The following is a 23,389-nucleotide window of genomic DNA, read 5'->3' as shown; positions in this document are numbered from 1 at the left end:
TACATGCGCTGGTCGCAGTGGCGGGGATGGTCGGTGGCCTCAATTCGCTTCCGGCGCTTGGACGGTCGCGATCCGAAGTACATGACCGTGGCCGGGGATCGGCCTCGGATCTACAACACCGCAGCCCTGACCCGTTACTCGCGGGACATGGCGATCTGTGAGGGCGAGATCGACACGATCACCGCCGAGCTGAGCGGGATCCCATCGGTGGGACTCGCTGGCGCGCAGATGTGGAAGCCGTACATGCGGGAGCTGTTCCTCGGCTATCGCATCGTGAACATCCTGGCCGACGGAGACGACTCCGGGATGGACTTCGCACGGCAGGTAGCAAAGACGCTGCCGAACGCCCGGATCATCCCGATGCCCGATGGCGAGGATGTCAACTCACTAGTGATAACGCGGGGCAAAGACGCTCTGCTGGAAAGGATCTGATGCGAACCATGTTCGCTCCCGTGACGATCTACACGCAGCCGGGGTGCGGCCCCTGCACCGTGGTGAAGGAGCTGCTGGAAGAGGCTGGCATCGACTACGACGCGGTGGACGTGACGCTCAACAGCGAGGCGTACGACTACGTCACCAAGGTGCTGAAGCTGCGCTCGACTCCGGTCATCGTGACCGACACCCACGATCCCATCGTCGGAGACGACCGGGACAAGCTGCAAGACCTCATCCACTACTACACCGCATCGGAGACTGGCCTGTGACCGAGACCATCCTGCAAGAAGCTGAGCGAATCATCAACGGCCCCCGTCGAACTGACTACGGGCCGGTGGAGGAGTCCTTCCTCGACATCGCGAGCCGATGGACGGTCGAGCTGGGTCCGAAGCTCAAGGAGCCGCTGACGGCGTTCGACGTCGCCCACCTGATGGTGCAGATGAAGCTGTCCCGAGCCAAGAACGGCTTCCACCGGGACTCCTACGTCGACATCTGCGGGTACGCGGGTCTGACCGAGAAGCTGCCGCAGCCCAGCACGGATCCGGAGCCGTTCGAGACGAACACGGTCGCGGTCCGGATGGAGGACTTCACCATCAGCTCGGTGTCGGACATCCTCCGTGTGAAGAACGGCCTGCCCCGGAAGTGGCACTACCTGAACCACGAGATCCCGGACGAGGTAACGCTCGTCACCGACAAGGTCGGCGCTCTGTGGTGGCGGCGTGAGGGCGGCTACTGGCGTCGACAGCACGACGGCATGTCGCCTCGCGGAGTCTCCTCCGACGAAGTGAGTCCTTTCACCGAGGTTATCGAGGAGTTCGATGTCTAAGCGGATCGTCGTCATCAGCGACACCCAGATCCCGTTCGATGACCGGAAGGCCCTCAAGGCCGTCATCCGGTTCATCGGGGATACCCAGCCCGACGAGGTCGTCCACATCGGGGACCTGATGGACTACCCGTCACCGTCGCGGTGGACGAAGGGGACCTCCGAGGAGTTCTCCAAGCGGATCAAGCCGGATTCGGAGCAGGCAAAGACCCGCTTCCTGGCCCCGCTCCGCGCCGTTTTCGACGGCCCGGTGCTTGTCCACGAGGGGAACCACGACAGTCGCCCGTTCGACTATCTGGCCAAGTTCGCGCCGGCCCTGATCGAGTACGCCGACGACTTCCGGTTCCAGAACCTGTTGGACTTCGACGGATTCGGCGTCAAGGTGGCTCCGGAGTTCTACAAGATCGCTCCGGGCTGGATCTCGACGCACGGCCACCGTGGCGGCGTTCGGCTGACGCAGAAGTCTGCTGACACCGCGTACAACGCGATGGTCCGGTTCAACACCTCGGTGATCATCGGACACACCCACCGGCAGGGCATCAAGCCGCACACCTGGGGCTACGGAGGTCACCAGAAGGTGCTGTGGTCGATGGAGGTCGGCAACCTGATGAACATGAACCTGGCCCAGTACCTCAAGGGTGCAACGGCCAACTGGCAGACAGGATTTGGGATGTTGACGATCGAGGGCAACCACGTCAAGCCTGAGCTGGTGCCGATCGAGAACGGTCGGTTCTCGGTCGACGGAAGCGTCTGGGAGGTCTAGAACTTGACACCCAACAGGCTCCCGTTCCTTCACCGCAACCCCCGTTCGCGACAGCCAGTCGCGGCGGGGCCTGCAGAGGACATCGGCCCGTTCTTCGGGGACGGATACGCGTACGGACAAGGACACGGCGGCGCGGCATGGCACGCGGTCGCTTTGGCCAGGAAGGACAGCTAGTGAACGAAGAGCTGCTAGCGCCAGAGATCACGAAGGCAGCGCGGTCGGTGGCCAACCAGTGGCCGGGTGTGGTCGAGGCAGAGGACATCGAGCAGGACATCTGGGAGCACATCCTCAGCCGTCCGAACACGCTCGACGCTCTGTTCCACATGGAGCCGAACCCTCGGTACCAGACGATCTCCAAGATCGGCCATCGCATCGCCAGCAAGGAGCGCGACGACTACGACTACTTCACCGGGAACTTCCGGTATTCGGTCAACGAGGTCAAGCGGCTGCTGGAGAGCGGTGCCATCGGCGGCGCGGAGTACACCGTCCAGTCCGGGTGGTCTTCTGAGGAAAACGTCTCCAGCGGAGGCGAGTTCGAGGACGCGGTGACCGCGAGCATCTCGATGGAGACGGACCTGCAGCATGCGCTGGCCCGCCTCAAGGAGACGACTCCTCAGTATCACGACATCCTGATCCGCAAGTACGTCAACGAGGAATACCTCTCGACGGGTGCGGAGAAGAAGCGTGCTACCGACGCTCTGAAGTCGCTGGCCGACAACATGAACAGCAGCCACAAGCAGCAGCACGTCGAGCGTCCGGATGGGCCTGGGACACGCAAGCTGGTGTCTCGCGCTGCGGCACAGGCGATCTCAGCATGAAGACGCTGTTCGACGGTGAGTTCAACGGGATGGCCGGCTCGGAGATGTACCGGGCCGAGGTGTTCCCGGAGCTGTTCCCTCACCAGCCGCCGATGCTGCTCGAGAACTGGTCTCAAGACGACCTGGAGATGTATGTCGGAGGGTGCTTCACCCCCGGCTATGGAGAAAGGAAACTGTGACTGAAATCCCCTGGGGGCCAACAGGTGAACTCGTCTATAACCGCACGTACGCTCGAACAAAGCCAGACGGCTCTAAGGAGACGTGGGGAGAGACAGTTCAGCGAGTTGTTGACGGCAACCTCGCGCTCGTTCCGGAGCGCTATCAACTCGACGGTGAGCGTGAAGACCTCATCAGGCTCATGGAGCGTTTCGCTCTCCTGCCCGCTGGACGGCATCTTTGGGCATCCGGGGTGCGAAATGCCCAGCACCTGTTCAATTGCTGGGTGTCCGGGTGGCCCGAGAAGATCTCGGAACACTTCGAGTTCACGTTCATGCGCCTCATGGAAGGCGGGGGAGTAGGGGCGAACTACTCGAACTGCTACCTCGACCAGTACGGTCCGGTTCAGCAAGAGCTGTTCGTCCACATCGTCTGCGACCCAGACCATCCCGACTACGAGGACATGAAGGCGGCAGGCATCCTGTCGACCGAGTACGACCCCGACTGGGTCGGTGCCTTCGAGGTCGAGGACTCCCGTGAGGGCTGGGCGGCAGCCCTGGTGGATCTGATCGACACCCACTACCGGGACGAGGTCACCCACTTCCAGCGCGTCTACGACGTGAGCCGGGTTCGCCCGTCGGGGGCGAAGCTGAAGACGTTCGGTGGATTCGCCAGCGGCCCAAAGCCGTTCGCGGAGATGCTGATCAAGGTCTGCAAGCTCATGTCTCTGCGGGGATGGGCCGGAATGCCTCTCACCGGGCTCGACGCGATGGAGGTCGATCACGCTATCGCCTCGTGCGTGGTGGCCGGTGGAGTTCGCCGGTCAGCTCGCATGTCGATGATGCACTGGAACGATCCTCAGATCCGCGAATTCATCAACTGCAAGGCCGAGTCTGGTGAGCACTGGACGACGAACATCTCGGTCGAGGTCGATGAGGAGTTCTGGCGACTGTGTCAGGCCGACATCAACACCTGGGAGGACGTTCTCGAGCAGGCGACTGCTCGCGACGTGATGGAAGCTCTCTCCGAGGGAGCCGTCCGGAACGGCGAGCCTGGGATGTGGGACTCGAGCCTGTCCAACGTCGGTGAGCCGAACAAGGTGGTCTGCACCAACCCGTGCGGCGAGATCACGCTGGAGCCGTGGGAGCCCTGCAACCTGGGGCACATCAACCTCGCGGCGTTCGTCCGTGACACCGGTAAGACCGACTACCTCGGTCTGATCAAGGCGCACCAACTGATGACCCGGTTCCTGATCCGTGCCACCTTCTCGGAGGTAGCTGACCCGAAGAGCCGGGAAGTGCTCGACCGTAACCGGCGCATCGGCGTCGGGCACCTCGGTGTGGCTTCGTATCTGGCCCTCACAGGCCAGGCTTACAACGCGACGGCTGCGAACACCCGGTTCAAGAAGCTGCTGCGCGAGCTGGCTTCTGAGGTCGATGAGGCTGCGGAGCGGTTCTGTCACGAGCTGCGGATCCCGGTGCCGGTGAAGAAGCGAACGATCGCACCTACGGGCACGGTCGCGAAGCTGGCTGGAGTGAGTGAGGGTATCCACCCGATCTTCTCGCGCTACTTCATCCGGAGGATCCGGTTCAACGGCCACAACGACCTGTCGGAGCTGTCGCGGCTGAGTCGGGAGGGCTACCACGTCGAGGACGACCTGTACGCCCCGAACACAGCCGTGGTGTCCATTCCTACCAAGGACACGCTCCTGGCCGCTGTGGAGGAGATCTGGGGTGCCGAACGGGCCGAGTGGCTGGTGCAGTCAGCCGACGAACTGAGCCTCCGCGAGATGCTCTCGGTTCAGGCCACCTACCAGATGTGTTGGGCCGACAACGCGGTGTCGTTCACCGCCAACGTCGATCCGGACGCGTACAGCGCGACTGATGTCGCCAAATCGCTGAAGAAGTTCGCAGGGGTCATCAAGGGCTCCACGATCTTCCCGGAGGCCAGCTTCCCGCAGGCTCCGTACGAGCGAATCACCAAACAGCAGTACGAATCTGCTGTTGCAAAAGCCGTCTCTGACGGTGTCGATGAAGAGTGCGCTAACGGCGCATGCCCCATTAAGTGAGAGGTAACACATTGTCATACGATGACCCGTTCGCGGACGCACCGGCTCAACCCGAGCCGACCCCGGAGCCCACTCAGGCTCCTGCCCCTGCCCCGGCTCAGACGGCACCCGCCCCGGTGGCGACCGCTGCTGCTCCGGTGGCGGTCTCTCCCAGCGGAGACCTGTCGGTGACCTTCAAGGGCGACGGCAGCTACGGCTTCCCGTGGATCGTGCCGAAGTACACCAGCGTCTCCGAGGCTCTGGTCGACCTGGGCGTCAACCCCGACGAGGTCTCGGCCATGTCGCAAGGTCGGCGGTGGATCTCCCTGTTCGAGCGAGCCAAGCAGATGAACGACAGCTTCGCCGCGCTCGGTGGCGGCGCTCCGTCGAAGCCTGCCGGTAACGGCGGCGGTGGGGGTGGACAGCAGCAGCAGTCCCGCGCCCCGCAGGAGGCCAAGGAAGCTCCGAACGGCGAGAAGCAGTACTGCCAGCACGGCGAGATGGAGTACAAGTCGGGCATCTCGAAGAAGACCGGCAAGCCATACGCGCTGTTCTCCTGCACGGCACCTCGCGACGAGCAGTGTGCCGCGAAGTGGCCCAGCAAGTAGTCACGCCTCGAGCTTGACACCCAACGGGGGCCGGCACCGACGACCGGCCCCCACGACACTCTGAGCGGAGAGTATGAAAGCCACACTGATTGCGGCGACAGAGGTCAATCCATTTGCGCTGCAGGAGATTGGGTACGAGCCCAATCCATTCACCAAGCCTGACGGCGATGAGCCGTTCGGCGACTACGACGCCGACGAGCTGGCTGAGTTCGCAGGCCGTAACTGCTACCGCAGCTTCAACCGCCCGAACCCCGCTACGCGGGAGAACGAGGACTACCTCAAGCACATCCTCGAGATCGGGCACGAGAGCGTGCTGGAGCACGCTTCGGCGACGTTCTACATCGAGGCCAGCCGTTCGGTCCTGGCCGAGCTGAGCCGACACCGTCACCTGTCGTTCAGCGTGGTCTCGCAGCGGTACGTCGACCCGACGCCGCTGGGCGTCCACTGGCCCCCGGTGCTGGACAAGCTCCCGGCTCTTGACCGGGCGTACGCCGAGGACATCCTGCTCGGTGCCAACGACAGCTCCACGGCTGCGTACGACGCTCTGATGCTGATCTTCGAGGCGAACAAACTGCCCCGCAAGCAGGCTCGCGAAGCGGCGCGGTCGGTCCTGCCGAACATGACCAGCTCACCGATGGTCGTGACGGCGAATCACCGGGCATGGCGCTACGTCATCAAGGCGCGGTGGCACGAAGCCGCCGACGCCGAGATCCGTGAACTGGCCGGGGAATTGCTGCAGAAGCTCCGGGAGATCGCTCCTGGGATCTACCAGGACATCCCCGACACCCCCTACAGCTACTGAGAGGAACACATGGGACAGCGGGCTACCGCCATCACCCTGATCGATCGCGTCGTCATCACGACGGGCGAGCCGTTGCTGGACGCCAGTGAGGGCGTCCTGATCATCCAGCACGAGGGCGGCACACACCGAACCTTCAACTGGGACTTCGTCATTGACTACTACCAGATGAGCGAGGAAGAGACTCGCGCTCTGGGCGGGGAGGAAGAAGACTGATGCGGAAGAAGCATCTGAAAGCTGCGCTGGCGCAGGAGAAGTCGCTGGGCGACACGTTGATCTCTGAGAACGATCAGCTCAAGGTTGATCTGGCAGAGGCTGAGGCCAACCTGTCGGTGGCCAGCCGGTGCAACATCGAGCTGCGGGCAGACAACACGGCGGTACACGCCGCCAACGTCAAGCTGGCGCGTCGACTCAACGAGGCCCTGGAGTCGAATCGAGATCTCTCGTCCAAGCTGCGTCGGGCGACGGACCTGTTCGGCAATGCGATGGCCTTGGCCAAGCCGGATACCGGCCCGGACCGGGCGAATCGACAGAAGCTCACCGAGCAAGAGGTCAAGGACATCCGCGCCGCCTATCGGGGCGGGATGAAGCAGAAGGATCTCGCCGCCAACTACGGCGTCAACCCGGCCACCATCAGCCGCACCGTGAGAGGGCTCTACCACTGATGAAGATGTACGCGATCTACGACCACGACGGCGTCCTGAACCTCTACAGCAAGCGCGAGGTCTGGCAGTGGCTCAAGGCCGAGAAGCGTTGGCACGTCTTGGATAAGCGCCGCAAGCGCCAGGAGGGCGTCCCCCACGCTGTGCTCGTCATGCGTCGGATGGGCAAGCCCGAGACGCCAGTCCGCTACAACCGCGCCTACCGGCGCTCGCTGAGAAGGAAGTTCGCCTGATGAAGGTAACCGAGAAGAGCCGCAAGACAATCTACGTCGAGTTCGAGGAGGGTGACACCCTCTACGAGGCGTGGCAGAAGCTGGGCAAGATCAACGCGGCCGAATGGCCGATCAAGATCGAGGCTGGCGCGATCGTCATCGTGGAGCCGGAACGCCGATGAAAGTCCAACGCATTGAGCGGTTCTCGATTCCGATCACCGGCAGCCGGGAGAGCCTGAGCTTCGACGGAGGCACTACCGTCCGGACGCTGAAGCGGGCGCTCAACAAGCTCCCGCTGGACGGCAAGATCCAGCTCGACTACAGCCAGATCATCGTCATGCACGTCCACGACGACATCGAGGTGGATGGCGAATGAGGTACGTGCTGACCAACGCCGACGATGACCTGTTCCAGAAGAAGCAGGTTCGGATCGTGATCGACACGTATCCCGAAGTGGCCAAGAAGATCTTGGACGCTGCCGAGAAGCTCGTGGACGAGCACAACGCGGAACAGGACCGGATCGCAAAGGAGTCGATAAAGGCGGCTCTGAGCCGACGTTGCGTGCGTCCGTCGGATCAGTACTCCTTCCAACATCCAACCAACCCGTACCTGTAGGAGGGACATGATCGAGCTACGGCATGAGGTCGAGGGCGACCTCGTCACCATCAAAGTCGTTGAGACACCGGAGGATCTGGAAGGCTTCCGCGACTTCATCCGGGCTCACAAGCGCGCTCTCGCCGTCGATACTGAGACGACCGGGCTGGACATCTACAGCAGCACCTTCCGGTGCCGCCTAGTCCAGTTCGGTACTCAGGACGAAGCCTGGGTGTTGCCGGTCGATGAGAGTCCCACACAGCTCCAGCAGGAGACGCGCGAGGCACTCGCGCAGATCGAGACCATCGTCATGCAGAACGCGTCCTACGACCTGCAGGTGCTCGACCGCACGATGGGCATCAAGATGGAGGATGTTTGGCCGAAGGTGCTGGACACCCAGATCCTGGCCAAGCTGGTCGACCCCCGGCCCGTCAAGGCCGGCGGGTTCGGTCACTCGCTGGAAGAGCTTATCGCCAAGTTCATTTCGACGGAGCAGGCCGAGACGGTCAAGGGCCTCATGGTCAAGCTGGCGCAGGAGCACAAGACGACCAAGGCGAAGATCTGGTCGATCATCGACCTGTGGCACCCGGAGTACCTGACGTACGCCGGGATGGACACAATCTTCACGGCTCGGCTGTGCAGCAAGCTGACCAAGCTGGTCCCGGACGTGTCCCGGAAGCTCGTTCCCTACGAGCACAAGATCTCCGAGATCTGCAGCTACATCGACCGCAAGGGGTTCCTCCTCGACGTCGAGTACTCCCAGGAGCTGGGCGACCAGTGGCTGGCCGAGAAGGAGGTCTGGGACTCGATCCTGCTGACCGAGTACGGCATCGACAAGATGTCGAACGACCAGTTCGCCTCTGCCATCGAGGATCTCGGCTACAAGATCAAGGGCCGCACCGACAGTGGCAAGAAGCAGGTCAACGATGAGCTGTTCGAGACGCTGATCAAGCAGGGCGGTGAGGTCGGGGAGCTGGCCGCGATCATCCAGCAGTCGAAGAAGCTCGGGAAGTGGCGTAACACCTGGGTGAAGAAGTTCCTCGACAGCCGGGACGATCAGGACCGCTGCCACCCGTTCACCAACCCGTACGCGGCGCGGACCTCGCGCATGTCGATCACCGGTATCCCGGCGCAGACGCTGCCTGCCGGGGACTGGAAGGTGCGTCGGTGCTTCATCTCGGAGCCCGGACACGTCATGTCGTCCATCGACTACCAGACCCAGGAGCTTCGCGTGCTCGCGGCGCTCTCCGGGGACAAGACGATGATCGAGGCGTTCCGTACCGGGGCTGATCTCCACCAGATGACCGCAGACGCGGCCAAGGTGGGCCGCAAGGTCGGCAAGATGGCCAACTTCCTCACGGTCTACGGCGGCGGGCCAGCGGCCCTGGCCGAGCAGGCTGGGATCGACTTCCCAACGGCCAAGCGGGTTCTGGAGGCGTTCGCGAGGACGTACCCAGGAGTGGCTCGCTACGGCAAGAAGCTGGGGATGGACGCGGCTCGGGACGGCTACATCACCAACGCGATGGGCCGGCGGCTGCCGGTGGACAAGTCTCGGAGCTACTCAGCTCTGAACTACATGGTGCAGTCGTCGTCGCGTGACGTGACCTGCCGGGCTCTGATTCGCCTCCACGAGGCCGGATTCACCCCGTACCTCCGTCTACCCATCCACGACGAGATCGTGGCCTCACTGCCCGCTGACAAGGCGGCGTGGGGCGCTCAGCGCATCGCCGAGCTGATGAAGGACGAGATCGGCCCGGTGATCATCGGCACCGACCCGGAGGTCGGAGGCCGCGCCTGGGGATCACTCTACGTCTCGGACGAGGAACGCCCGAACATCACGGACCCGTACCTGCTGGTGGCGTGACCACCCGCGTACTGATCACAGGATCGAGGACATGGGCAGACCGTAGACGGATATTCGAAACCCTGGATTGGGCGTATCACAACGCCCCTCCGGGGCCTTTCGTCGTAGTCCACGGAGACGCTCGCGGAGCGGATTCCATTGCGGGACTGTGGGCTCGGATCATGCACCTGGTCGATCCGGACGTGACAGAGGAGTGGCACCCAGCCGACTGGGACCAGTACGGCAAGGCCGCAGGCCACATCAGAAACAACCACATGGTCTCGCTCGGAGCGGACCTATGCCTCCCCTTCCCGCTGGGGGAGTCCAGAGGAACAAGGGGCTGCATGCTGGCAGCCCAGAAAGCAGGCATACCAATGAAAGCCGCCGTATCACTCCCGGCACCGGACGGTCTGAACGACGACCTGATGGGTCGGGCGATCTACGAGCTGAACAAGCTCGGGACGATCATGCCGAACCCGCTGAGCGGTGAGTCGGCCATCGAGGTGTTCGAGATCCCCAACGCGATGAAGCCTCAGGGCGCTCCCAAGGAGCTGCGGTTCCTGCGGTTCGTCGCTGACCTGATGCCGTACGTAGGCCAGCCGTGACGGCCCCTACGTGGACCGCAGTCTTCGCCAGCACCAAAGATCAGGCCGAGGGTCTGGCCGAGTCTCTCGGGCTGGTGGACTACGTCGCATACGGAGTTGACAAGGGCAGCAGCCAGTTTGAGGGCGCTCGCGCCGGTCGCACGCTCATCGAGTCGGGCACTCAGGTCCCGATCGATCTGGCAGAGCTGATCTACGCCACCACCGTTGTGTTGTACGGAGGTCGCGTGTTGTGGGTTAGCGCAAAGGATCTCGGGTTGGAAGGTTGGTTACTGCCGTGACGCTGGGCCAGAAGTTCGCTGTGATGCAGCAGTTCGACGGTCGACTGGTCGACACGTTCGGGCTCGAGTTCGTGCTGCGAGAAGCCATGCGCGGCTTCACCAAGTCTGCTGAGCGCGACCCGCAGGTCATCGTCCCGTTCCATCACACGGTCAAGCAGTTGCACCGGTACGACATGATGCACGACGCGGATCTGGTCCGTACCGAGGCGTATGTGATCCGGGCGCAGCTCGCCATCGAGGGGCCTCGTTGACGGAGCACGCACTGCCGCACGCTCTGGTGACCGACCGAGCTGTGTTCTTCGACGGACAGGAGCTGCCCTGGCACATCGCCGAGGGCGGCGTCCATTTCCGGTACGGGGGCCGGGACGACCTGCACCGGCTGACGATCGAGTTCTTCGTGGAGAGTGCGACGTTCCTCGGGATCGATCAGGAAGCGCCGTGGGTCGTAGTCCAAGAGAGCGCGTGGCTGACAGCCCACAACTCGAAGTGGAAGACGCTCGAGGCCGTCATCAAACTCGACTACTGGGTTGAGCTTGGTTGGATCAAACATCTTATGGGAGAACTGAATTGAACGCAGACCTGGAGGCACAGGACCGCGATTTCTTCGACATTCTGTACCAACAGTGGTCGAAGACGACCTGGGCCAACTGCTCGTACTGGATGCCGTTCGAGGACGAGGACTTCACGTTCGGGATCAAAGCCGTTGTGCAAGAGACCGATTCGGAGATCGTCATCGCACGAGGGCTCACGGAGCCTGACGCAGACTTCATCTGCGGCCTGCACGGGGCTCTCCCGGACCTGACCCGTCGACTGCACGACGCTACCGACGAGGCCGTCCGAAAGGACGAGGCCAACGACGACGCGCAGGTGCTTCTCGCCGACGCCCTGCGAGACAACATGAAGCTCACCGAGATGCTGGACCGAGCAGGCACGCGCCTGCAGGAGTTGGGAGAGACGCTGTGAAGAAGGCCAAGCTGAAGGCTGAGCTGACCTCCTGGCGGCTGGACAGCACGTTCGACAGCAACCGGCTCACGGTCGAGGTCGACTTGCCACCCACCGGTATGCGGTGGGGCTGGGAGTCCGGAGCTGATCTGGCTCGGATGATCACCGACTACGCGCACTACCGCAGCAAGCCGTACTGGCGGCGCGTGTGGGACGCGCTGAGAGGGCTCTGATGTGGGAGTCCCACGACCCGTTCATTGACGGGTCCATCCCGGCCCCACGGAAGCCGATCCTGGCCGTCTACGACGACTACACGGTCGAGTTGTCTGGCCAGCGGTTCGCACTGGCGACCCCGCCTCAGCTCGACGCGTACAGCCGCTATCCGGACGAGCGACAGAAGGTCCGGGTGTCATTCGACTGCTACGAGATCCTGCCTGTCCTGGCAGCCAAACCGAAGCGCCGACGGGCCAGTGAAGCCCTCGGCTTAAGGCGACCGAAATGAAGCAAGGAGCTTAATGATGCAGCAGATGGTGTTCCTCACCCTCACACCCCCGGATGGGGAGGGCAAGCTCTACATCGAGCACCGGGAGATCACGTCCGTCTACGAGCTGCCCGACGGCAGCACCGAGGTGGCCGGGTATCTCGTCAAGGAGTCGTTCGAGCAGATCTTCGAGAAGCTCACCGAGGCGTACAAGCTCGTGGAGGGCGTCGAGTGAAGATCGGAGATCTGATCCGTCAGCTATCGACGCTGCGGGCTCAACACAAGACCGACTTCGAGGTCATGCGGTGGAACTCGTGTTGCTGCTACGGCGACGATGAGGTCGACATCGAGAACGTCGAGCTTCAGCCGAACGACGGGCACCCCTACGTGGTCCTCAGCTAATGCGGATCATCGTGGTACATGAGGACGGCGACCGATCCTCTCGGGTGGCTCTTCTCGCCCAGGAGGTGACAGCGTGTGTTGCCTCAGGCTCGATGCAATACCAAGGTGTCGACGTTGAAGTTCGGCACGAGTTCGACATGTGAAATCAGGCCCCCTGGGTTCGGCTTCGGCCGGCCTGGGGGGTCTTTTTTTTGTGCCCAACAAATACATAGCTTTCCTATGTATATGGGAAGGCTCTGCCCGGAGGCTACGATCACGATGTGCGGGCAGGGGTGTGTTCTCATCGTGTTGGGACTTTCCAGCAGATCCCGATGGAGACGGCGTTCGCCGGGCCGCGCAAGATCGCCGAGCGGATCGGCGGCATCGACCCCCGGCTGATCGCCGACTGCGATCCCGAGCAGTTCACTGAAGAATTCTCGAAAACTCCTGCCGTACACCGATTTCCGGGATCGATGGCCAAACGTGTGCAGGACCTGGCCCGCGAGATCGTCGACCGCTACGACGGCGACGCCGCCCAGCTCTGGCTCGACGGCGATCCCGACGGCGCCGAGGTGCTGCGCAGGCTGAAGGCGCTGCCCGGCTTCGGCGAGCAGAAGGCCAAGATCTTCCTGGCCCTGCTGGGCAAGCAGTACGGCGTCACTCCCAAGGGCTGGCGCGAGGCGGCCGGTGACTACGGCAAGGCCGGGACCCACATGTCGATCGCCGATGTGGTCGACAAGGGGTCGCTTGAGGAAGTCAGGGCGTACAAGAAGAAGATGAAGGCCGCAGCGAAGGCGAAGGCCTGAGCCATAGAGTGGGCCAAGGCGAAGGCCGGATAACGGAGGAACCATGAAGACGCACATCAACTGCCCGTGTGGCGAAGCGATCAGCGCCAAGGACGAGGACGAACTCGTCGACCTCACCAAGCAGCACCTGGCCGCGGCGCACCCCGGCATGGATTACGGCCGGGACGAAATCCTGTTCATGGCCTACTAGGCACTGTCATCGACTCAGAACCGAGAGCGACGTTTTCGCCGAAATCATCGCTCTCAGTTCTATCTCGATGCGGTCAGACCACCCCGACGGCGGCCTCGAGTTCCGCGAGTGCGGTTTCGGTCAGCGGAATGAGGTCGCGGACGTCGGCCATCACCTCACGGTCGGCGATGTACCCGACGCCGATCTGGTCGGCGTAGGAGCACAACGTCACGTTGAGCGCCATCCCGTCGTACACCACTGATACGGGGTAGATCTCGTCGACGCTGGCCCCGTTGAGGTAACTCTGCCGGGGCGGCCCCGGCACATTCGAAATCGGCAGGTTGTAACTGGGCCGCACCCATGAACTGAACGGCAGCAGCGGTGCCAGCGCCGTCGGCACGACAGCCGGCATCAGGACCATCAGCATCGCGCCCGGGCCCCGCGCCGCGACCTGGTACTTGACCCCAGCCATCGCCTCGTGGACCAACCGCAGCCGCTGCGCCGGGTCGTCGCGGTTGGTGGCCAGCGGGCACAGCCCGAGACCGAATTGGTTGCCGTGCCCGTTGTCGGCGGCGGTCGCATCGCGGTCGCGCACCGTCACCGGGCACAGCGCCACCAGCGACTGCTCGGGCAGTTCGTCCTGTGCAGTCAGCCACTCCCGCAGCACACCGGCGACCAACGCCATCGCAACGTCGTTGCCGGTGACGTCTGCCGCGTGCTGGATCGCGCGAATTCTGTTGTGGTCCAAACTGGTTGCCGCAAACGCCCGCTGATGGCTCAGCTTGGTGTTGAACCGGGTGTGCGGCGCGCCGAACGGCGCCGCGATCGTGGGCGTGATCAGTCCGCCGACCAGGTTGGTCACTTCCGCCGATGCGACGTTGCGCGCCAGATTCAATCCGGACGCCGCGACGCCCGCGGCGTCACGCACCATCGACAGCGGATTGAGGCCGCGGTGACGGGGCGGTTCTGGTGGTGTGGCGTCGGCGTAGAACGGCGGCATGTCGCGCCGGTCCGGATCTTCCGACAGCGAGTCGGCGATCATCTTCAGGCCCGCGACGCCGTCGATCACGATGTGATGGATCTTGATGTACAGCGCGAGCCGGCCGCCCTCGAGCCCGTCGATCAGATACGCCATCCACATCGGCGCCGACCGGTCGAGCGGCTCGGCGTGCAACTCCGACACCAGATCCCAGAGTTCGGTGGTGCCCGCATCCGGCGGCAGCGTCAGCCGGTGTACGTGGTGGCGCATGTCCAGCTCGTCCACCTCGCGCCACACCCACAAGCCGCCGGTGTCCACGCCGCGGTAAGGCCGTCGGCGCAGCCGCGGGTCGACCGGGTCGGAGGCGGTCAGGGCCTGCTCGTAGAGCTCGTCGACGAACGTCGTGCTCGAGGTCCCGGTCGGTGGGGTCATGATCAAAGCGACGGCGACGTGCATCGGGCTGGAGATCAGCTCAGCCGTCAGCATCATCGCGTCAAGCGGATCGAGCGTCTCCATGTGGTACCGACCCCCGTCGGGTTGGACTGCCGATCCCCAACCCTAGCGCGGCTTTTCGCGCCTCAGGGCACGACGGTCGAACCGATGGTCGGCATGAAGGTGCACTGCTTGTCGACAGTGGTGACCTGGCCGAAGATCGTCGACATGATGCTGCCGGAGCCGGTGTCGGCGATGGCGGTCAGCGTGGTCGGGCCCGCGGAGTTGATGTCCGGGTTCGGCTTCAGCGTGACGCCGCCGGACTTGCCGGTGGTCAGGTTCACCCAGGTGACGTTCAGCGGGAGCTTCTGCTCGGCGGCCGGAGCGGGAGTGCCCACCGCGGTGAACACGTAGGCGGTCTGCCCGGCGGCCGGACCCGGGGTCGGGATCTTGGCCGGGCCTGCGACGGAGATCGCGGTCGCGATCACGTTGCCGCCGTCTTTGAGGCAGCCGTTGCTGATCGACGGGTACATGAAGTCCTGGGTCGGCGGGCTGGCCGGGTCGTAGTTCGGCGGAGTCGCCGCCGCGGGCGCCGGGGCCGGCGTGGCGACGTTGATCGAGTTACCGGCCGGCGTCGCCGACGGGGTGGGCGGGGCGGCCGGGTTCACGACGGTCACCGGGGTGGGGACCTCGGGCAGCGCCTCCGGCGCCGGGCCGACGGCATGCGCGGGGTCGATGCCGACCGGCAGATGTGCTTCGGTGCCGAAGATCGAGCTGGGCGCGGCGCCGTCGGGGAGGTGTTCAGGCAGGGGGACAGGGCCGTTACCCGTGCCGGGCGTCAGCAGCGGCGTGGTGCCGTGCGCGACGCCGAGCGCCTGGGGGGCGGCGGGGGGAGCCGCCGCAGGCAACGCGGCCGACGGGCCGGCGGCCCCGCCCTCCTGCACGAACTTGGTCACTTGCTGGGCCAGTGCCGCCGAGCCGCCCGGCGTGGTGGCACCACCAGCGAGTTGTGAAGCAGCCGCAAGCAGCAGCGACTGCGCCGATGAGGGGTTCCCCGCGGCCTGCTGGACGACCGGGCCGAGCATCTGCATGGCGTCGAGGCCGGGCAGCTGGCCGGGATCCAGCGGGATGGCCGGGTCCGCGGCCGCGACCGGGCTGAACGCCAGGTTGGTTGCGGCCACGAACGCGGCGGTGGTCAGCCCGATAGCCATTTTGGCGATCTGCGGCACGGTGAACTCCCTCATCGGGTGGTGGTTGGTCAGGGCAGAGCGGACAGCGGCAGCAGCTGGCCGAGGCCGGCGCCACCCGGGGTGGTCGGCGCGACCGGGCCGCTGGCCGGCGGTACCCCGGCCGGTCCGGCGACCCCGGTCGCCACGGGGGCGATGGGGGCCGGGTTACCGACCGACAGGCTGTCGCCGACCTTGACCGGGAACGGCATGTCCGTCGGGGTCAGGCTGCCCAGGTCACCGGGCACTCCGAGCTGATTGAGCAGCGGGGCGACGGCCCCGGTGATCCCGCCCGGGGCAGGAGCGGCCGGTGCGGCCGCGGGGGCGGCCGGGGCCGGCATGCCCGGCAGCGTGGCGGTGGCCGGAGCGCCAACGATCGGCGAGACCGGCAGCGTCGACGGTGCGCCGGTGAGAGCCGACGCGCCGCCGAGAGCGGTCGCAGCGGACTGCAGAATCGCCGCGGCGCTGGCCGGGTTCGTGACGAACTGCTGCAACATGTTCAGCGCGGGCACGCCGGGAACAGCCGGCGAGACACCGGGGTCGGCGCCGGCCGACGGGCTCAGTGCGAGCGCGACCGAGCAGAGCCCGGCAGCACCAATTATGTTGGCGGCGAATAGCTTTGATCTACGTGACATGGTCATCCCAACTCCTCGAGTGCAGGTCTAACCCGAAGGTAGTCCGTTACTAGAGTTACTCAAGTGACACGTGTGGTGTTTATTCAACCGTTACGGCAGTGATGGTCTTGTGTGATGCGCGGGCCCGTGTGGGCCCGCTCGAAGTTCGGCGCGGTAACCGGTGTACAGCCCCGGTTAGCGCGCCGAAGTTGGGAGCGCAGCATCCGTCGCTACAGTCGCCACGTGGACACGAAGGCCCGGGCGCGGCCAGCCTGGCTGGCCCCGGTGCTGCTGATCGTCAGCGTGGCCGCGCGGCTGGGGTGGACCTACCTGGCGCCCAACGGCGCCAACTTCGTCGACCTCCACGTCTATCTCGGCGGCGCGGGGGCGCTCGACCATCCCGGCACGCTGTACTCCTACGTCTACGCCGACCAGACCCCCGACTTCCCGCTGCCGTTCACCTACCCGCCGTTCGCGGCGCTGGTGTTCTATCCGCTGCACCTGCTGCCGTTCGGAGTGGTCGCGTTCTGCTGGCAGCTCGGCATCATCGCCGCGCTCTACGGCGTGGTGCGAGTCAGCCAGCGGCTTCTGGGCACGCCCGCGACGGACGGCCGCGCGGTCGCGATGATCTGGACCGCCGTCGCGATCTGGCTCGAACCACTGCGCAGCAACTTCGACTACGGCCAGATCAACGTGATCCTGGTGCTGGCTGTGCTCTGGTCGGCCTACAGCAGCCGCTGGTGGCTGTCGGGTCTGCTGGTCGGGCTCGCGGCAGGCATCAAGCTGACGCCGGCCGTGACCGGGCTCTACTTCCTGGGTATGCGCCGCTGGGGCGCGGCGGTCTTCTCCGCGGTGGTGTTCGCCGGCACGGTAGGGCTCTCGGTAGCGGTGATCGGTCAGCAGGCCCGCTTCTACTTCACCGATCTGCTCGGTGACGCCCGGCGGGTCGGCCCGATCGGAACCTCGTTCAATCAGTCATGGCGCGGGGCGGTCTCCCGCATCTTCGGCCACGATGCCGCCTACGGGCCGGTGGTACTGGCCGCGATCGCGGTGACTGCGGTCCTCGCAGTCCTGGCGTGGCGCGCCTTGGACTCAGACCGGCTGGGGTGCCTGTTGGTGGTGCAGCTCTTCGGCCTGTTGATCTCGCCGATCTCGTGGACTCATCACTGGGTGTGGTTGGTGCCGCTGATGATCTGGCTCCTGCATGGCCCGTGGCGAAATCGACTGGGCGCCAAGGTGCTCGGCTACGGGTGGCTGGCACTCACGGTGATCGGGGTGCCCTGGCTGCTCAGCTTCGCCCAGCCGACGATCTGGCAGATCGGCCGACCCTGGTACCTGGCGTGGGCCGGGTTGATCTACGCCGTGGCGGCGCTGGCCACACTTGCCTGGATAGCGGCTACACCTCGCCGACAATCCCGTTGATATCGGACGCCATCTGCACATCCTTGTCGGTAATCCCGCCTTCGGAATGCGTGACCAGTACGAAAGTAACTGTGCGCCAGCGGATGTCAATGTCGGGATGATGGTCTTGGCGCTCGGCGCTTTCGGCGACGCGGCGCACTGCGTCGATCCCGTCCAGGAATGTCGGGAACTTCACCGAGCGTCGCAGTGCGCCGTCGGCGTGCTCCCAGCCGTCGAGCTTCGTGACGGCGGAGTTCACTTCTTCATCGGTCAGCACGGCCATACCGTCCAGTCTTCTCCGGTCTGAACGCTGGCGGAAGGCCGGAAGAAAAAACAGGGACATCTGTCTCAAATTCGGGACTCGTCGCCATAAGTGATGTTAGGTTGCCAAAGTTGCTCGACCTGTCGTCTCAAGAAACGGGACGGGTTCGCATTCGCACGTCAACCTCGGGGGTCTTGATGAATTCCTTCGCCGTGTCCACGATCACCCGACGGCCAGCATGGTTGCGGGCGCTCCCCGTTGAGTTCGGTGGCTGGCTCGGTGCATCGGCGGTCGCGCTCGGCATCGGCGCGGCACTGGCCTCGATGCCCGCGACGGCGTCGGCCGATTCGACCGGCTCGGCCGGTACCAAGGGGCCGAGCACCTCGAGCAGCTCCACCAAATCCACCGGACAGCACCGGCCCCACGTCGGCTCCACGCCCTCGGCCACGGCGAAGGTATCCAAGCCGGCCTCGAAGTCGGCGGCTGCCACCGAGGTCGTCACCCCCAAGACCACAGCGGCGGCAAAGGCGACGCTGCCCAGAGCGGCCGCGGTGCCGGGCCTGCCGACGCCGGAAACCGTCGTCGCATTCTTCGTCAGCAACGGGACCGCCGCGCACCCCAACGCCGGGATCATCGCCGGCAACGGCTACTCATGGACGGCTGAGACCTGCACGGGCACCGCTGCGTGCAAGGGCGGCAACGGCGGGTTCTTCGGTGACGGCGGAGCCGGGTTCAACGGCGGCAAGGGCGGAGCGGCGGGCGGATTCGGCAACGGCGGCGCCGGCGGCGCAGGTGTCGAAGCCGGCAACGGCGGCAACGGCGGTGCCGGTGGTCTCATCATCGGCAACGGCGGCGCGGGTGGTGGTGGCGGCGAGGCGTTCGCGCAGGGCACCAAAGGTGGCGACGGTGGCGCGGCCGGCATGTTCGGCAACGGCGGCAAGGGCGGCGCGGGCGGTGTTCTCGCCGGCGAAGCCGCGGAGGGCGGTACCGGCGGCCAGGGTGGCAACGGTGGCGCCGCAGGCCTGTACTACGGCAGCGGTGGCGCTGCGGGCAAGGGCGGCAACGCGATCCCGATCGGAGCAACCGGTGGCGACGGCGGCCACGGTGGCAATACCGGGCTGCTGTCGATCTGGGGCACCGGCGGCGCCGGTGGCGCGGGCGGCGCATCCACCAACGGCGGCAAGGGTGGTGACGGCGGCAGCGGCGGGTTGTTCTCGATCTTCGCCAACGGTGGCGCGGGTGGCGCCGGTGGGGCGTCTCCCACCTTCGGGGCCAACAGCGATCACGGAGGTGACGGCGGCCACGGCGGCACCGGTGGACTCTGGTCGGGTAACGGAGGCGCCGGTGGGGCAGGCGGTTTCGGCGGGGGTGACGGCGGTAACGGCGGAAGCGTCGGGATGTTGTCGCTCGTGGGCGCCGGCGGCAACGGCGGCGATGGCGGTGTCGGCCAGACGGGCGTACCCGGCGCGAGCCCGACGATCGGCCCCATCGACGGCGGTCCGGCTGGTGACGGCGGACCGGGTGGTAAGGGCGGTCACGGGGGCAACGGCAGCTTTGTTTTCGGTAACGGAGGCAACGGCGGCGTCGGTGGCCAGGGCGGTGCCGGTGGACAGGGCGGCAACGCTCGCTACCCCGGGTACACCTACGTCGGTGACGGTCTGGCCGGCGGCAACGGTGGCGATGGTGGAAACGGCGGAGCTGGAGGAGCCAGTGGCGGTGCCGCCGGGGCCGGCCGCTACTTGTTCGTGATCGCCTCCAACGGCTCCAACGGCGTCAGCGGGGCCGGTGGCATCGGCGGCAACGGCGGTGTGGGCAGCTTGGGCGGCTACACGGGCGATCCCGATGGCAACGGCGGCGTCGGAGGTTACGGCGGCAAGGGCGGTGCCGGCGGAATCGGCGGAACCGCGGCGGCCGGCGGTCGCGGCGGCACGGGTGGCGCGGGCGGTCGCGGCGGCAATGCCGGAGTCAACGGCACCGGCGGTGACGGCGGTAACGGCGGCAACGGCGGCCTCGCTGGGCAGGGCGGCATCAACGGCGGCGACGGCGGCCGCGGCGGCTTCGGCGGGGCGGCCGGATCCGGTGGCACTGGCTACAACGGCGGCAACGGCGGCACCGGCGGCAACGGCGCTGACGGCGGCACCGGTGGATCCGGCGGCGGCGACGGTGGACCCGGCGGCGGCGGCGGGAGCGGCGGTTGGGGTGGCATCGCCAACGGTGGTACCGGCGGTAAGGGCGGATACAACGGCACTCCCGGCACCAACGGCGCCCCAGAAGTAACAGCTTCGGCGGCCGCAGTCAGTGCGAATGCCGTTGCGCTGCGCCCAGTTACGGCCAGCGCGACGGCCGCGGCCACGTCCATGCCGACTCTGCAGTCGATGTTCAGCGACTTGTCGCGCGAGCTGAACTACATCTTCTTCAACCGGGCACCCGCGTTGTCGTGGCAGTCGTACGCGCCGTTCGGCCCCGGTAAGACCATCCGGGTCGACGCCATCGCGGCGAGCAACAACGGCTACCGCGTCACCTACGGGATCAGCCAGCAGCCCCGGTACGGCACCGTCACCCTCGACCAGGCCACCGGGCGTTACCTCTATACACCGGACTCGACGCTGGTCACCCCGGGTATCCAGGACAGCTTCACGATCACCGTCAACAACGGAACGGCGGCCGCCCTGCCCGGCGCGCTGGGCATGCTGCAGAACGCGTTGCACACCATCGCGGTGAAACTGGGTATCGCCCAACCCGATACGGTCTCGCGGGTCGTTTCGGTGACGGTGCCAGGGACGGGGTATTACGGCAATCGGGCGGCCAGTCAGTGGTGGGTGAAGCAGAGTTACAACAACTGCACGCTCATGGCGACGGCGATGGCCGTCGGCCAGGTCAGCGGCTTCGAACCCGACGAGCCCACGATGGTCACCCTGGCCAAGACCACGGCCAGTGTGGTCTATCCCGGTCGGCGGATGTATCTCGACGAGGACATTGCCAACGGGGTGGCTGTCAAGGACGCGGTCCAGCTGATGAACACCAACCCCGACTGGGGCGTCACCGCGACCACCCAGCGCTACGGCACCTACGACGAGAACGGCACCCGGATCACCGGGGCCACGGCGGCCGACGCGCAGATCGCACTGGGCGACCTGGAGGCCGCACTGGCCGCGGGCAACGCGACGATGGTCACCGTCGACGCGAAGTACACCTGGGGTACGCAGGCGGCCTATCAGTCACCGGCAACACCGAATTACAACCCCCTGACCCATGAGGCAGTGGTGATCGCCGTCGACACCGCAAAGGGCATGGTGTACTTCAACGACAGCGGACCCCAGTATGGAAAGGACATGGCCGTACCGATCGGTGCGTTCCTCAACGCCTGGCAGACCAACGACTACGAGCTGACCGTCGTCTCGGCGAATACCCAGAGCACATAAGCTCTTCGGTGTGTCCCAGATCGTCGTGGCCGGAGCACTGATCTCCGGCGCGACGCTTCTGGTCGCCCAGCGGCAACGTCCGCCCGAACTGGCCGGGCTCTGGGAGCTGCCGGGCGGCAAGGTCGCGACCGGGGAGTCCGAAGCCGACGCGCTGGCGCGGGAGCTCAGGGAAGAACTCGGGGTCGACGTCGTCGTCGGGGAACGCCTGGGCGCCGACCTGGCGATCGGTGAGTCAATGGTCCTGCGGGCCTACGTTGTCACCCAGACCGGCGGGGCCCTGCACCCGCACGACCACCGTGCCCTGCGGTGGGTGAGCGTCGCGGAGCTGGAATCGCTCGACTGGGTGCCCGCCGACCGGGCGTGGCTGCCGGAGCTTGCGAAACGCCTTGGGGAGTGAGCCCACCGCCCTATGATCTGGGGCGTGCTCACCGACGTCACCGCCGACGTTGATCTCACCGACGGCCGGTTCTACGCCAGCGGCTCGGCCCGCGAAGCCTACCGCTGGATGCGTACCCACCAGCCGGTCTTCCGCGACCGCAACGGCCTGGCCGCCGCCGCGACCTATCGCGCGGTGATCGACGCCGAGCGGCAGCCGGAGCTGTTCTCCAACGCGGGCGGGATCCGTCCGACGACTCCGCCACTGCCGCACATGATCGACATGGACGACCCGCAGCATCTGTTGCGGCGCAAGCTGGTCAACGCCGGCTTCACCCGCAAGCGCGTACGCGACAGGGCGAAATCCATTGATGCGCTGTGCGACACGTTGATCGACGCGGTGTGTGAACGCGGCTCGTGCGACTTCGTCCGCGACCTCGCGGCACCGCTGCCGATGGCCGTCATCGGCGACATGCTCGGCGTGGCCCCGGAAGACCGCGACACCCTGCTGGCATGGTCCGACGACATGGTGGTGGCGCTGAGCTCGGCGGCCACCGAGGAGTCGCTGCTGGCCGCGGCCACCGCACTGACCGCCTACAACGAGTTCATGGCCGGCTTCGTTGCGCAACGCCGGCGCGAACCGGCCGACGATCTCGTCAGCGTCCTGATCGCCGCCGACGTCGACGGGCAGCGGCTCACCGACGAGCAGATCTACGCCGAGACACTGCTGATCCTCATCGGTGGTGACGAGACCACCCGCCACACGCTGTCCGGCGGAACCGCCGAACTGAGCCGCCACCCCGAGCAGTGGCACGCGGTCAGCGATGACCCCGACCTGTTGCCCGGGGCGGTCGAGGAGATGCTGCGCTGGACCTCGCCGATCAAGAACATGTGCCGAACTCTGAGCGCCGACACCGACTTTCACGGCACGGCGCTGCATCAGGGCGAGAAGATCCTGCTGCTGTTCGAATCGGCCAACTTCGACGAGACGGTCTTCGGTGATCCCGATACCTTCCGCATCGACCGCACTCCCAACAACCACGTCAGCTTCGGCTTCGGTACACATTTCTGCCTGGGCAACCAGCTGGCCCGTCTGGAGCTCACCGCGATGACCCGCCGGGTGCTGGCGCGGCTACCGGATCTGCGGCTGGTCGACGGCGCGGAGTTGCCGCTGCGGCCGGCCAACTTCGTCAGCGGGCTGGAAGCCATGCCCGTCGAATTCGCGCCAACCGCACCGGTTTCGCGCTGAGGACCCG

The 23,389-nt window shown here is 65.7% G+C and carries 34 protein-coding genes and 1 pseudogene; 31 read left to right on the top strand and 4 right to left on the bottom strand.

Going from position 1 to position 23,389, the window contains the following annotated elements; genetic code table 11:
- Window positions 1–33 precede the first annotated feature (33 nt).
- The 27 genes and pseudogenes from G6N32_RS28950 (at window position 34) to G6N32_RS20995 (ending at window position 13,443) form a co-directional block, all read left to right on the top strand.
- Complete coding sequence (locus G6N32_RS28950; RefSeq protein ID WP_232077227.1) at window positions 34–432, top strand: toprim domain-containing protein; 399 nt, start codon at window positions 34–36, stop codon at window positions 430–432.
- An 8-nt stretch (window positions 433–440) separates the two neighbouring features.
- Window positions 441–704 carry a glutaredoxin domain-containing protein gene (locus tag G6N32_RS21120; RefSeq protein ID WP_197935759.1) on the top strand — a complete coding sequence of 88 codons (264 nt, stop codon included), beginning with the start codon at window positions 441–443 and terminating at the stop codon, window positions 702–704.
- Window positions 701–1,261 carry a DUF6378 domain-containing protein gene (locus tag G6N32_RS28585; protein WP_174901049.1) on the top strand — a complete coding sequence of 187 codons (561 nt, stop codon included), beginning with the start codon at window positions 701–703 and terminating at the stop codon, window positions 1,259–1,261. Before G6N32_RS21120 ends, G6N32_RS28585 begins: the two co-directional genes overlap by 4 nt.
- A complete protein-coding gene (locus tag G6N32_RS21110) occupies window positions 1,254–2,021 on the top strand; it encodes a metallophosphoesterase family protein (RefSeq protein ID WP_115321709.1) in 768 nt (255 codons plus the stop codon). Before G6N32_RS28585 ends, G6N32_RS21110 begins: the two co-directional genes overlap by 8 nt.
- 173 nt (window positions 2,022–2,194) lie before the next feature.
- Entirely contained in the window at window positions 2,195–2,839 is a 645-nt protein-coding gene (locus G6N32_RS21105; protein ID WP_115321708.1) for a hypothetical protein, read from the top strand.
- Complete coding sequence (locus G6N32_RS21100; RefSeq protein WP_115321707.1) at window positions 2,836–3,018, top strand: hypothetical protein; 183 nt, start codon at window positions 2,836–2,838, stop codon at window positions 3,016–3,018. The genes G6N32_RS21105 and G6N32_RS21100 overlap by 4 nt, the downstream gene beginning before the upstream one ends.
- The gene (nrdJ, locus tag G6N32_RS21095; RefSeq protein ID WP_336504491.1) at window positions 2,982–5,063 is read left to right on the top strand and encodes a ribonucleoside-triphosphate reductase, adenosylcobalamin-dependent; all 2,082 of its coding nucleotides are present in this window, start codon (window positions 2,982–2,984) and stop codon (window positions 5,061–5,063) included. Before G6N32_RS21100 ends, nrdJ begins: the two co-directional genes overlap by 37 nt.
- An 11-nt stretch (window positions 5,064–5,074) precedes the next feature.
- Window positions 5,075–5,650, top strand: a complete 576-nt coding sequence (locus G6N32_RS21090) for a D29-gp49 family protein (protein WP_232077226.1) — start codon at window positions 5,075–5,077, stop codon at window positions 5,648–5,650.
- A 73-nt stretch (window positions 5,651–5,723) separates the two neighbouring features.
- Entirely contained in the window at window positions 5,724–6,452 is a 729-nt protein-coding gene (thyX, locus tag G6N32_RS21085) for an FAD-dependent thymidylate synthase (RefSeq protein ID WP_115321705.1), read from the top strand.
- 9 nt (window positions 6,453–6,461) lie between these two features.
- Window positions 6,462–6,665, top strand: coding sequence for a hypothetical protein (locus G6N32_RS21080; protein ID WP_115321704.1), 204 nt, complete (start codon window positions 6,462–6,464; stop codon window positions 6,663–6,665).
- Window positions 6,665–7,114 carry a helix-turn-helix domain-containing protein gene (locus G6N32_RS28945; RefSeq protein WP_115321703.1) on the top strand — a complete coding sequence of 150 codons (450 nt, stop codon included), beginning with the start codon at window positions 6,665–6,667 and terminating at the stop codon, window positions 7,112–7,114. Before G6N32_RS21080 ends, G6N32_RS28945 begins: the two co-directional genes overlap by 1 nt.
- Window positions 7,114–7,344 (top strand): hypothetical protein, encoded by a 231-nt coding sequence (locus G6N32_RS21070; protein WP_115321702.1) that lies wholly within the window; start codon window positions 7,114–7,116, stop codon window positions 7,342–7,344. Before G6N32_RS28945 ends, G6N32_RS21070 begins: the two co-directional genes overlap by 1 nt.
- Window positions 7,344–7,505, top strand: a complete 162-nt coding sequence (locus G6N32_RS21065; RefSeq protein ID WP_163789368.1) for a hypothetical protein — start codon at window positions 7,344–7,346, stop codon at window positions 7,503–7,505. Before G6N32_RS21070 ends, G6N32_RS21065 begins: the two co-directional genes overlap by 1 nt.
- Entirely contained in the window at window positions 7,502–7,699 is a 198-nt protein-coding gene (locus G6N32_RS21060; protein ID WP_115321701.1) for a hypothetical protein, read from the top strand. Before G6N32_RS21065 ends, G6N32_RS21060 begins: the two co-directional genes overlap by 4 nt.
- Window positions 7,696–7,938 carry a hypothetical protein gene (locus G6N32_RS21055; RefSeq protein WP_115321700.1) on the top strand — a complete coding sequence of 81 codons (243 nt, stop codon included), beginning with the start codon at window positions 7,696–7,698 and terminating at the stop codon, window positions 7,936–7,938. The genes G6N32_RS21060 and G6N32_RS21055 overlap by 4 nt, the downstream gene beginning before the upstream one ends.
- Before the next feature lie 7 nt (window positions 7,939–7,945).
- Complete coding sequence (locus tag G6N32_RS21050) at window positions 7,946–9,781, top strand: DNA polymerase (RefSeq protein WP_115321699.1); 1,836 nt, start codon at window positions 7,946–7,948, stop codon at window positions 9,779–9,781.
- Window positions 9,778–10,365, top strand: a complete 588-nt coding sequence (locus G6N32_RS21045; RefSeq protein WP_115321698.1) for a DUF2493 domain-containing protein — start codon at window positions 9,778–9,780, stop codon at window positions 10,363–10,365. Before G6N32_RS21050 ends, G6N32_RS21045 begins: the two co-directional genes overlap by 4 nt.
- Window positions 10,362–10,643 (top strand): hypothetical protein, encoded by a 282-nt coding sequence (locus G6N32_RS21040; protein WP_115321697.1) that lies wholly within the window; start codon window positions 10,362–10,364, stop codon window positions 10,641–10,643. The genes G6N32_RS21045 and G6N32_RS21040 overlap by 4 nt, the downstream gene beginning before the upstream one ends.
- The gene (locus tag G6N32_RS21035) at window positions 10,640–10,894 is read left to right on the top strand and encodes a hypothetical protein (protein WP_115321696.1); all 255 of its coding nucleotides are present in this window, start codon (window positions 10,640–10,642) and stop codon (window positions 10,892–10,894) included. Before G6N32_RS21040 ends, G6N32_RS21035 begins: the two co-directional genes overlap by 4 nt.
- Window positions 10,891–11,214, top strand: a complete 324-nt coding sequence (locus G6N32_RS21030) for a hypothetical protein (RefSeq protein ID WP_197935757.1) — start codon at window positions 10,891–10,893, stop codon at window positions 11,212–11,214. The genes G6N32_RS21035 and G6N32_RS21030 overlap by 4 nt, the downstream gene beginning before the upstream one ends.
- Window positions 11,211–11,606: a hypothetical protein gene (locus G6N32_RS21025; protein ID WP_197935755.1), complete on the top strand. Its 396-nt coding sequence runs from the start codon at window positions 11,211–11,213 to the stop codon at window positions 11,604–11,606. Before G6N32_RS21030 ends, G6N32_RS21025 begins: the two co-directional genes overlap by 4 nt.
- The gene (locus G6N32_RS21020; protein WP_115321694.1) at window positions 11,603–11,818 is read left to right on the top strand and encodes a hypothetical protein; all 216 of its coding nucleotides are present in this window, start codon (window positions 11,603–11,605) and stop codon (window positions 11,816–11,818) included. Before G6N32_RS21025 ends, G6N32_RS21020 begins: the two co-directional genes overlap by 4 nt.
- Entirely contained in the window at window positions 11,818–12,087 is a 270-nt protein-coding gene (locus G6N32_RS21015; RefSeq protein ID WP_115321693.1) for a hypothetical protein, read from the top strand. The genes G6N32_RS21020 and G6N32_RS21015 overlap by 1 nt, the downstream gene beginning before the upstream one ends.
- A 16-nt stretch (window positions 12,088–12,103) precedes the next feature.
- A complete protein-coding gene (locus G6N32_RS21010) occupies window positions 12,104–12,301 on the top strand; it encodes a hypothetical protein (RefSeq protein ID WP_163789366.1) in 198 nt (65 codons plus the stop codon).
- Complete coding sequence (locus tag G6N32_RS21005) at window positions 12,298–12,468, top strand: hypothetical protein (protein ID WP_163789364.1); 171 nt, start codon at window positions 12,298–12,300, stop codon at window positions 12,466–12,468. The genes G6N32_RS21010 and G6N32_RS21005 overlap by 4 nt, the downstream gene beginning before the upstream one ends.
- Before the next feature lie 299 nt (window positions 12,469–12,767).
- Window positions 12,768–13,253: pseudogene (locus tag G6N32_RS21000) on the top strand (HhH-GPD-type base excision DNA repair protein); the annotation flags it as partial.
- Window positions 13,254–13,296: 43 nt separating this feature from the next.
- Complete coding sequence (locus G6N32_RS20995; protein WP_005147085.1) at window positions 13,297–13,443, top strand: hypothetical protein; 147 nt, start codon at window positions 13,297–13,299, stop codon at window positions 13,441–13,443.
- 73 nt (window positions 13,444–13,516) lie between these two features.
- Here G6N32_RS20995 and G6N32_RS20990 read toward each other — a convergent pair whose 3' ends face one another.
- From G6N32_RS20990 to G6N32_RS20980, 3 genes are all read right to left on the bottom strand, one after another.
- A complete protein-coding gene (locus G6N32_RS20990; protein ID WP_115321691.1) occupies window positions 13,517–14,917 on the bottom strand; it encodes a wax ester/triacylglycerol synthase family O-acyltransferase in 1,401 nt (466 codons plus the stop codon).
- Window positions 14,918–14,979: 62 nt separating this feature from the next.
- Window positions 14,980–16,077: an Rv1157c family protein gene (locus tag G6N32_RS20985; RefSeq protein WP_410432322.1), complete on the bottom strand. Its 1,098-nt coding sequence runs from the start codon at window positions 16,075–16,077 to the stop codon at window positions 14,980–14,982.
- 14 nt (window positions 16,078–16,091) lie between these two features.
- Window positions 16,092–16,700 carry a hypothetical protein gene (locus tag G6N32_RS20980; protein WP_147292067.1) on the bottom strand — a complete coding sequence of 203 codons (609 nt, stop codon included), beginning with the start codon at window positions 16,698–16,700 and terminating at the stop codon, window positions 16,092–16,094.
- A gap of 216 nt (window positions 16,701–16,916) precedes the next feature.
- Between G6N32_RS20980 and G6N32_RS20975 the strand changes: the two genes are divergently transcribed.
- Window positions 16,917–18,095, top strand: coding sequence for a mannosyltransferase (locus G6N32_RS20975; RefSeq protein ID WP_232077222.1), 1,179 nt, complete (start codon window positions 16,917–16,919; stop codon window positions 18,093–18,095).
- Here G6N32_RS20975 and G6N32_RS20970 read toward each other — a convergent pair.
- Complete coding sequence (locus tag G6N32_RS20970) at window positions 18,070–18,357, bottom strand: 4a-hydroxytetrahydrobiopterin dehydratase (protein ID WP_115321688.1); 288 nt, start codon at window positions 18,355–18,357, stop codon at window positions 18,070–18,072. The two genes, G6N32_RS20975 and G6N32_RS20970, sit on opposite strands and share 26 nt — an antisense overlap.
- 176 nt (window positions 18,358–18,533) lie before the next feature.
- Between G6N32_RS20970 and G6N32_RS29170 the strand changes: the two genes are divergently transcribed.
- From G6N32_RS29170 to G6N32_RS20955, 3 genes are read left to right on the top strand one after another with little or no spacing between them, the layout of a single operon-like run.
- Entirely contained in the window at window positions 18,534–21,758 is a 3,225-nt protein-coding gene (locus tag G6N32_RS29170) for a cysteine peptidase family C39 domain-containing protein (protein ID WP_163789361.1), read from the top strand.
- A 10-nt stretch (window positions 21,759–21,768) separates the two neighbouring features.
- Window positions 21,769–22,155, top strand: coding sequence for a (deoxy)nucleoside triphosphate pyrophosphohydrolase (locus tag G6N32_RS20960; protein WP_115321686.1), 387 nt, complete (start codon window positions 21,769–21,771; stop codon window positions 22,153–22,155).
- A gap of 12 nt (window positions 22,156–22,167) precedes the next feature.
- Window positions 22,168–23,382, top strand: a complete 1,215-nt coding sequence (locus G6N32_RS20955) for a cytochrome P450 (protein WP_115321685.1) — start codon at window positions 22,168–22,170, stop codon at window positions 23,380–23,382.
- Window positions 23,383–23,389: the final 7 nt, after the last annotated feature.

Source organism: Mycolicibacterium aichiense, assembly GCF_010726245.1.
Classification (GTDB): Bacteria; Actinomycetota; Actinomycetes; order Mycobacteriales; family Mycobacteriaceae; genus Mycobacterium; species Mycobacterium aichiense.
Note: the sequence above shows the minus strand (reverse complement) of the source record. Positions and strands in the feature narration are given on the sequence as shown.

Bases quoted from the DNA above. Each gene is read 5' to 3' on its own strand.
- G6N32_RS21120 (WP_197935759.1), top strand. From the start codon at position 441: ATGTTCGCTCCCGTGACGATCTACACGCAGCCGGGGTGCGGCCCCTGC.
- G6N32_RS21110 (WP_115321709.1), top strand. From the start codon at position 1,254: ATGTCTAAGCGGATCGTCGTCATCAGCGACACCCAGATCCCGTTCGAT.
- G6N32_RS21100 (WP_115321707.1), top strand. From the start codon at position 2,836: ATGAAGACGCTGTTCGACGGTGAGTTCAACGGGATGGCCGGCTCGGAG.
- thyX (WP_115321705.1), top strand. From the start codon at position 5,724: ATGAAAGCCACACTGATTGCGGCGACAGAGGTCAATCCATTTGCGCTG.
- G6N32_RS21080 (WP_115321704.1), top strand. From the start codon at position 6,462: ATGGGACAGCGGGCTACCGCCATCACCCTGATCGATCGCGTCGTCATC.
- G6N32_RS28945 (WP_115321703.1), top strand. From the start codon at position 6,665: ATGCGGAAGAAGCATCTGAAAGCTGCGCTGGCGCAGGAGAAGTCGCTG.
- G6N32_RS21070 (WP_115321702.1), top strand. From the start codon at position 7,114: ATGAAGATGTACGCGATCTACGACCACGACGGCGTCCTGAACCTCTAC.
- G6N32_RS21065 (WP_163789368.1), top strand. From the start codon at position 7,344: ATGAAGGTAACCGAGAAGAGCCGCAAGACAATCTACGTCGAGTTCGAG.
- G6N32_RS21060 (WP_115321701.1), top strand. From the start codon at position 7,502: ATGAAAGTCCAACGCATTGAGCGGTTCTCGATTCCGATCACCGGCAGC.
- G6N32_RS21055 (WP_115321700.1), top strand. From the start codon at position 7,696: ATGAGGTACGTGCTGACCAACGCCGACGATGACCTGTTCCAGAAGAAG.
- G6N32_RS21050 (WP_115321699.1), top strand. From the start codon at position 7,946: ATGATCGAGCTACGGCATGAGGTCGAGGGCGACCTCGTCACCATCAAA.
- G6N32_RS21015 (WP_115321693.1), top strand. From the start codon at position 11,818: ATGTGGGAGTCCCACGACCCGTTCATTGACGGGTCCATCCCGGCCCCA.
- G6N32_RS21010 (WP_163789366.1), top strand. From the start codon at position 12,104: ATGCAGCAGATGGTGTTCCTCACCCTCACACCCCCGGATGGGGAGGGC.
- G6N32_RS20995 (WP_005147085.1), top strand. From the start codon at position 13,297: ATGAAGACGCACATCAACTGCCCGTGTGGCGAAGCGATCAGCGCCAAG.
- G6N32_RS20990 (WP_115321691.1), bottom strand. From the start codon at position 14,917: ATGGAGACGCTCGATCCGCTTGACGCGATGATGCTGACGGCTGAGCTG.
- G6N32_RS20985 (WP_410432322.1), bottom strand. From the start codon at position 16,077: ATGAGGGAGTTCACCGTGCCGCAGATCGCCAAAATGGCTATCGGGCTG.
- G6N32_RS20980 (WP_147292067.1), bottom strand. From the start codon at position 16,700: ATGACCATGTCACGTAGATCAAAGCTATTCGCCGCCAACATAATTGGT.
- G6N32_RS20970 (WP_115321688.1), bottom strand. From the start codon at position 18,357: ATGGCCGTGCTGACCGATGAAGAAGTGAACTCCGCCGTCACGAAGCTC.
- G6N32_RS29170 (WP_163789361.1), top strand. From the start codon at position 18,534: ATGAATTCCTTCGCCGTGTCCACGATCACCCGACGGCCAGCATGGTTG.
- G6N32_RS20955 (WP_115321685.1), top strand. From the start codon at position 22,168: ATGATCTGGGGCGTGCTCACCGACGTCACCGCCGACGTTGATCTCACC.